General features: G+C 72.0%; 3 protein-coding genes and 1 pseudogene. 1 reads left to right on the forward strand and 3 read right to left on the reverse strand.

Features of this window, described 5'->3' with window-relative positions; translation table 11 throughout:
• Positions 1-624 (forward strand): HNH endonuclease (locus VXC91_RS40945; protein WP_329512444.1); only part of this gene is annotated, 624 nt, incomplete at its 5' end.
• 426 nt (positions 625-1,050) lie between these two features.
• Here VXC91_RS40945 and VXC91_RS40950 read toward each other — a convergent pair.
• The 3 genes and pseudogenes from VXC91_RS40950 to VXC91_RS40960 form a co-directional block, all read right to left on the reverse strand.
• Positions 1,051-2,046 carry a WD40 repeat domain-containing protein gene (locus VXC91_RS40950; RefSeq protein ID WP_329512445.1) on the reverse strand — a complete coding sequence of 332 codons (996 nt, stop codon included), beginning with the start codon at positions 2,044-2,046 and terminating at the stop codon, positions 1,051-1,053.
• Complete coding sequence (locus VXC91_RS40955) at positions 2,043-3,770, reverse strand: hypothetical protein (RefSeq protein WP_329512446.1); 1,728 nt, start codon at positions 3,768-3,770, stop codon at positions 2,043-2,045. Before VXC91_RS40955 ends, VXC91_RS40950 begins: the two co-directional genes overlap by 4 nt.
• Positions 3,771-3,772: 2 nt before the next feature.
• A pseudogene (locus tag VXC91_RS40960) lies at positions 3,773-6,752 on the reverse strand (hypothetical protein); the annotation flags it as partial.

A 6,752-nucleotide genomic window follows, 5' to 3' on the forward strand; every position in this document is an offset into this window, starting at 1 on the left:
ATGCACCATGGCCGACCGGTCCGGCGGACCGAACGCACGGTCAACAGCGACTTCTCCATCGTCGCCCAGTACCAGGCCGAGTTCCGCGGGATCGCCGGTTACTACCAACTCGCGTTCAACCTCCACCAACTCGACCGGCTGAAGCATGTGATGCAGCGCTCCCTGGTCAAGACGCTCGCGCGGAAGTACCGCGTTCGCGTCCCCAGGATCTACCAGCGCTACCGGACCGTGCTGAAGACGGACCAAGGTCCCCGCCGGGGGCTACAGGTCACCGTCGAACGCGGTGAAGGGCGACCGCCGTTGGTGGCGCAGTGGGGCGGGGTCTCACTGAAGCGAAAGATCAGGATCGGCAGCCTCGACGATCACCCGACACAGGTGTGGAACAGCGGCCGCAGCGAAGTCGTCAAGCGCCTGCTCGCCGACACCTGCGAGATGTGCGGGTCCCATGACGGTGTCGAAGTGCACCACATCCGGCACCTGAAAGACCTGAACGTCCGGGGGCGGGCTCCCAAGCCCGCCTGGGCCCAGATGATGGCCGCGCGCCATCGGAAGACCCTGGTCGTCTGCCGTGTCTGCCACGAGGACATCCACTACGGCGGACGCCCCTCGCGGCAGAACTCATGAGAAGAAAAGGCACTGGAGAGCCGTGGTGCTCGGAAAGCGAGCATGCCCGGTTCGGTGGGGGGCCGTTGGAAAAGGGCCTGGTCACAGGCACCTCGCTGGCGGCCTACCCAACGGCCTGTCCGGTTCGGGAAGAGGCCGTCGGAAAAGGACCCGAGCCACGGGCACCTCGTCGGCGGCCTACTTCACTCGGCGGGAGGCCGCGCGGAACAGGACTCGCCCTCACGGCGAGCACCTCGCCGCGCGGCCGACCCAACGTCCTGGCTGGCCGGATGTCGAAGGCTCCACCGCCGCTACGAATGCAAGGCCGAACACTTCCTCGCCTTCATCGGCATCGCCGCAGCCTCAGCGGCACAGTGGGACGCGAGGTGTCGATCGCGATTTTGAACATCTCTGGCCTCCTGCGCAGGCACTGGCGGCGGGCAGCTATCAGAAGGGCGTGGTACCGCGGATCTCCAGCAGTGAAACAGCGCCGACCCGGGTCTCCGCACGGTCCGGATCGCCGGGCGGCCGGGTGGGTTCGCCCGTGATGCGTGCCCAGCGGCGGATCGCTCCGTCCCAGCCGTAGGTGACCAGTTCGGTCTCGTCCCGGGTGAGCGCCATGGACGGCAGGCCGTACGTGTGGGCGGGGAGGACCTCGCCGATGCGTTGTCCCGTGGGATCCCAGCGGTGCAGCGTGCCGTCGGCGCAGCCGGCGGCGATCTCGCCGTCCCGGGTGAGCAGCACGGTGCGTACGGGTGAGCCTGTCACCAGTGGGGCACCCAGTGGCTTGCCGGTTCGGCGGTCCCAGCGGCGGACCGTGCCGTCCCGACCGCCGGAGGCGATCACCCCGGAGGGGCCGGCGCCGACGGCCTGGACGCCGCCGGTGTGGCCGACGAGCGGCGGTCCGATGGGTGTGCCGTCCTCGCGTTTCCAGCGCCGTACGGTGCCGTCCTGGCCGACTGAGACGATTTCGTCCTCCTCGGGGGTGAGGGCGACCGCGCGTACGGTTCCGGCGTGTCCCCGCAGTGGGTCGCCGAGCGGGGAGCCGGTGGTCCGTTTCCAGCGGCGGACGGTGCCGTCCTGGTGGGCGCTGACGAGTTCCTCCGCGTCTCGGCTATGGGCCAGGCCCCGGACGCGGCTCGGGTGGGGCGCGATGAAGGGATCGGCGAGGGGGCTGCCGGTCACCCTGTCGAGGCGGCGTACCGTGCCGTCGCCGCAACCGATGACGATCTCACGGTTGTCGGGAACGGCCGGGACGGTCCAGATGGTCCGTACGTCCATCTTCACCGGACCGGACAGCTGGGCTCCGGACAGCAGGTTCCAGCGATAGGCCTTCCCCTTCAGCTCGAAGCCGAGGACCTCGGTGTCGTCCGCAGCGAGCGCGATGACCATCAACTCGACGTCGCCGAGGTTCACGACCGCTTGGCGCGCGGCTGTGTTCATCGCGATCCTCTCGGTGGTACGGCCTCGTCGAACGCCAGCGCGCTGGAGGCCTCGCCCCGTCCGGCGCGGACGCGCCGGCCCACCCACTGGAGGACCCGGCCGTCCTCGCCGCGTGCCACGACCGGGACCCGGCTGACGGTTACGCCAGAGCGGGGGATCTCCTCGTCGCGGAAGAACACTCCCTTCACCTCCGGTTCGAGAATTCGGCCTGCTGCCTTCACCTGCGGCAGCCGGTCGCCGTTCGCCGCGAAGCGGGGAATCTGGCCCCGCCGGAAACAGATGGCGGCGGAGCTGGGGTGCAGGAGCACGGGCACCAGGGGGATCCAGTGTGCCGGGACGGATGTCACCAGCCGGTAGGCGAGCGCCCCCGGGGCGGTCGGCGGCACCTGAGGCGCGTCATCGGGTGGTTCGTCGGCCCGTACGCGAGGTCGGCCGGAGGCGCTCTGTACGACCCGTTCGATCGCGAAGCCGAGGTTGGCCATCTCGTCGCGGGCGAACAGGACTTCTTCGACGGGGGCGCCCTCCAGTCGGGCCGTGGCGGTGGGGAGGAGGGGCAGCAGTGGCGGGCCGGGTTTGCCGGTCTGGGCGTCGGTCGGGCGGAACACCGACCAGACGCCGTCGCTGGCGGGTTCGATGACGGTCGTCTCGTCGAAGGTGTCGACGACCTCGAGGGAGGCGATCCGGTGCAGGGCGCTCGTGGTCAGTTCGAGCGGGACCATCCAGTGGTCGTTGCCGTAGATGTTGGCGAATTCGACGACTAGCAGCCGGGCCAGGTCGGGGACGCCCGCGCGGATGTCGGGAAGGTTGACGGTGGCGTCCTCGAATTCCCACCAGCGTTCGGCCGGCATGCCGGGATAGGTGACGCGGGTGGGCAGCATGCCCTTGGCCGGTTCGCCTCGGGGGGCGGGCAGCGGGGTGTCGCCGGTGTCGAGGTCGAAGTGATGGGCGTCGGCGGCGCCGCCGGTGTACTCGGGTGCGTCCAGGGTCACCGGGTGGCCGGCGATCTCGGCGGTGACCGCGAAGCGGTGTTCCAGCCGCTCGCGTGCCCAGCTGGACGGTGCGAGCGGACCGTGCCGTTGCCCGAACCAGTCCAGCCAGGCGGCCGCCGCCTTTTCGAAGGCCGTGCGCGCGGCCGCGGTGAGCCCGGAGGGCCGCCAGCCGTCGGCGAGTGCGGTGGCGAGTGTCACGCCGTCGGGTGCCCGTGTGGCGAGCACGTCGCGCAGGGCCCGTCCGGCGGGGTCGCGGCGCAGGGGGTCCTTCTCCGGGTCGGCCGGGGCTTCGGGCAGTGGTGCCTTGGCGAGGACCTTCGCGTCGATGTCGTCCAGGAGTGAGGCGGGCAGGCCGACGGTGCGGAGGGTGGTGAGGAAGCGCTGTCCGGCGTGCGCGGCGGTGCGCAGGGGGATCTGCCTCGTGGCCTCGGCGGGCGTGGCTCCGGCCTCCGCGAGGTATTCCAGGGGGACGCCTTCGGGGAGGCGGACGGCCGCCGCGTCGTCGCCCGACGGCCGGAAGGAGGAAAGCGGGGTGGTCTCGGTGCTGATCCGGCACCACACGGGCGTGCCGCCGTCCTCGCCCGCGAACTCGGCCATCTGCCACTGCCGGGCCAGCAGGAAGAGCGGGTCGGCGACCCGGGCCGCCAGGGCGTCGTCGAGCTGGCCACCGGTGCTGCTCGGCCTGACCGCCGGCTCGAGCCGGTGAAACTGGCCGAAGTACATGACGTCGAACACGGTCAGGCCTCCTCGTCGCTCAGCAACTGCACGATGGGCTTCAGGTCGGCCCGTTTCATGACGTCCCTGATGTTCACGCTGGGGGCCGTGCCCATCGCCGTCTCCGGCAGATACGCCGCGGGCAGGTAGCGGCCCAGCCAGCCGAGTGCCTGGAGGTCCACGAGGCGCAGTTTGGCGAGGTCGAGTGCCTCGCCGATGGCGGCGGCCAGTGCGTCGGGGGTCCAAGGTTGTCCGACGGTCGGCGGGACGGCGAGGAGTACGGCCTGTGGGGCGCGCGCGCCGGGGGCGTCGTAGTGGAAGGTGACGCCGGCGGTGTGTCGCTGTGCGGGGATCAGCTCGGACCATTCGTCCACCACGAGGACGGCCGCCCTGCCGGCCGAGAGCGGCTGGGCGGGGCCGTGCACGACGAGTCCGGTGGCGGGGCTGTCCTCGTCCTCGGGTTCGCGGAGCGCGCCGACCCAGCGGTCGTCCGGGGTGAAGGGCGTCTGTCCGACGCGCAGGGTGTGGCCGGTTCCGGCGGCCCGGGTGTGCAGCAGGAGGTCCGCGAGTGCCGAAGTGCCCGGCCGGACGGTGGCCATCTGTTCCACCCAGTCGCCGGGGACGAGCAGGGGGTCGCCTCCGCGTTCGAGGCCGGGCCCGAACGAGGCGTCCAGTGTGCCGGCGTCCGGTGGGGTCACGATGCCCAGGCCCCAGCCTCCGCTGCCGAAGACGGCCTCCAGAACCACGGCGGGCCGCCACTGGGTCCGCTCGTGTTCCTGCTGTGCCCGGGCCAGTCGCTCGCGCGCCTTGCCCAAGGCGCCGGTCAGCTGGTCGGGCTCGTGTTCCTGCCGTGCCCGGGCCAGTCGCTCGCGCGCCTTGCCCAAGGCGCCGGTCAGCTGGTCGGCCAGTTCGTCGGCGGTGCTGGCCGGCGGTCCGGTCACCCCGTAGGCGGCCAGCGCCATGAGATCCTGCGCGTCGAGGGCGGCCTGGAGGCCGTCGAGTGCCTCCTCCGCGCGAACCCGTAGCTGGGGGTCCTCCTCCGCCAGGGGCGTGCTCTGAGCGGGTGCCAGGTCGGCAGCGGTGCCGGGCCGTCCGGTCGTGAGCACCCCGGCGACGGCGGTGCCGAGCGCCTCGATCTGGGTGATGTCCAGGGTGGTGCGGGACCAGCCCGGGTCCCTGCCGGGGCGCAGGACCGGGACCGTGCCGTCGGGCACGTCGGCGGGCCGCCGGCCCAGGAGTTCGTGTTCGATCGCGGTGCGCAGCCGGCCTGCGGCGGCGAGCGCCACCACGTCCAGGGCGCAGTGGTCGGTGAGTGGCCAGGTGTGTTCGGTGACGGTGGTCGTCGGGGCGTCGGGTTGCTGTCCCGGTCGCGGCCAGGCGGCCCGGAGGCGGATGCGGCCGGGGGCGCCGAGTTGGTGCCCGGCCCAGGTGTCGAGCAGGGGTTCGGCCCTGGCGCGGGGCCGCTCGATCTGCTGTGTGCCGTCCCAGCCTGGCTGGCGGGTGGTGTTCTCCGGGATGACGACGAGGACCCGGTGTCCGACGGGGATGCCTCGCCGCGGGGTGTCGAGGACCTGGGGCCGGGGAGGTGCCTGCCCGCCGGCCGCGAGGGATTCGAGGGTGGCGCCGGCGCGGTCGTGGTTGCCCTGGATGAACTGGTGGACGCTTTCGGCGAGGAGCAGGTCGGCGACTGCGTCGAGGTCGTCGTGCAGTGCCTGGAGGTGCCGTCTGAGGACTTTCTCCTCGGCCGGGGTCATGGGTGGGGTTCCCGAGTGGGTTTTCAGATGGGTGACGACGTCGTTCTCGGGTACCTCGGCGAGTCGTGCGCCGTCCGTGACGTCGTGGGCGCCGATGAACTCCTGGGGGCCGGTGCCGGTGCCCGGGTGGTGGGGTGTCTGCACGGACCATTTGGCGCGCAGGGGGGCGATGTACCGGTCCAGTTCGAGGGGGGCGTCGGTGTTCTCGCGTGCGTCGTGCAGGCGCCGTTCGAGCCGGTAGCCGAGGAGTGCCCCGAGCGGTTGTCCCTGGGCGATTCCGTCGAGGACGCCCATGGCAACGCGCATGCGGCGGGAGGACAGGTCGACGGCGAAGGCCCCGGGGTCGGTGGGGTGGGAGAGGGCGCCGCTGTGCAGGACGGCCGCGGTGGTGGCCTGGGGCAGCGAGGGCGCGAGTACCCATCCGTGGCTGACCCTGCCGGGGTGGCGTGTCAGGTTTTCCACCCATCCGTAGGCGCCGAGGTGCACTCCGGCCGGGCGGCGGGTGCGCAGGGCGTGGAGTCTGGCGGTGGCCAGTGAGGTGATCCAGGCGTCGAGTCGGTGGGAGACGAGGTCGAGGCACTCGCCGAGGAGCCGTTCGACCGGGCCGAAGGCGTCTCCGCGGTCGCTCCACGTCTTCACGCGGAGGGCGAGGTACTGCAGGGCGGCGTCCATCTCGGCGAGGCGTACGCTCCATGGCCGTTCGGTGCCGAGGAGGACGAGGACGCCACGGCTGCGGGTGGCCGCCTCGACGACGCGCTCGGTCAGGGCGAGGCGCTCGGCGGTGATGGACTGGGCGACGGTGGCCGCCGGGGCGTCGTCGCCGGTGTCGGCGGCCAGCTGCATGATCTTGCCGAGGGTGAAGGGCTTCGCCTTGAGCCCGGCGGCGCCGATCGTCGCGGCCGCCCGGTCGGGGTGGAACAGCACGTCGGCGAAGGGCAGTCGGGGGCGGAGTTCCCCCAGGTCCTTCGCTCCTGCGGCGGCGCGCCCGTACTCCAGGTTGGCGCTGTGCCGCAGCAGCGCCTCCAGCAGGGTGCGTGCCTCTTCCTTGCCGATCATGAGTCTGCGCAGGTCGAAGCGGTCGACGACGCTGTGGAGGAAGCCGATCAGTTCGGTGACCGGGTCGCCTTCGCCTTCCCGCAGGTGGGGGCGGGCGTAGGGCAACCAGAGCCGGGTGGCCCGGCCGTTGACGTGGTGGCTGAGGCGTGGCCGGTGGCGGATGCCGAGCGCTTCGTTGAGGGCCCGGGACTGT

Source organism: Streptomyces chiangmaiensis (assembly GCF_036281785.1).
GTDB lineage: Bacteria > Actinomycetota > Actinomycetes > Streptomycetales > Streptomycetaceae > Streptomyces > Streptomyces chiangmaiensis.

Excerpts from the sequence above, each read along its gene's own strand:
- VXC91_RS40950 (WP_329512445.1), bottom strand. The coding sequence starts at position 2,046 with ATGAACACAGCCGCGCGCCAAGCGGTCGTGAACCTCGGCGACGTCGAG.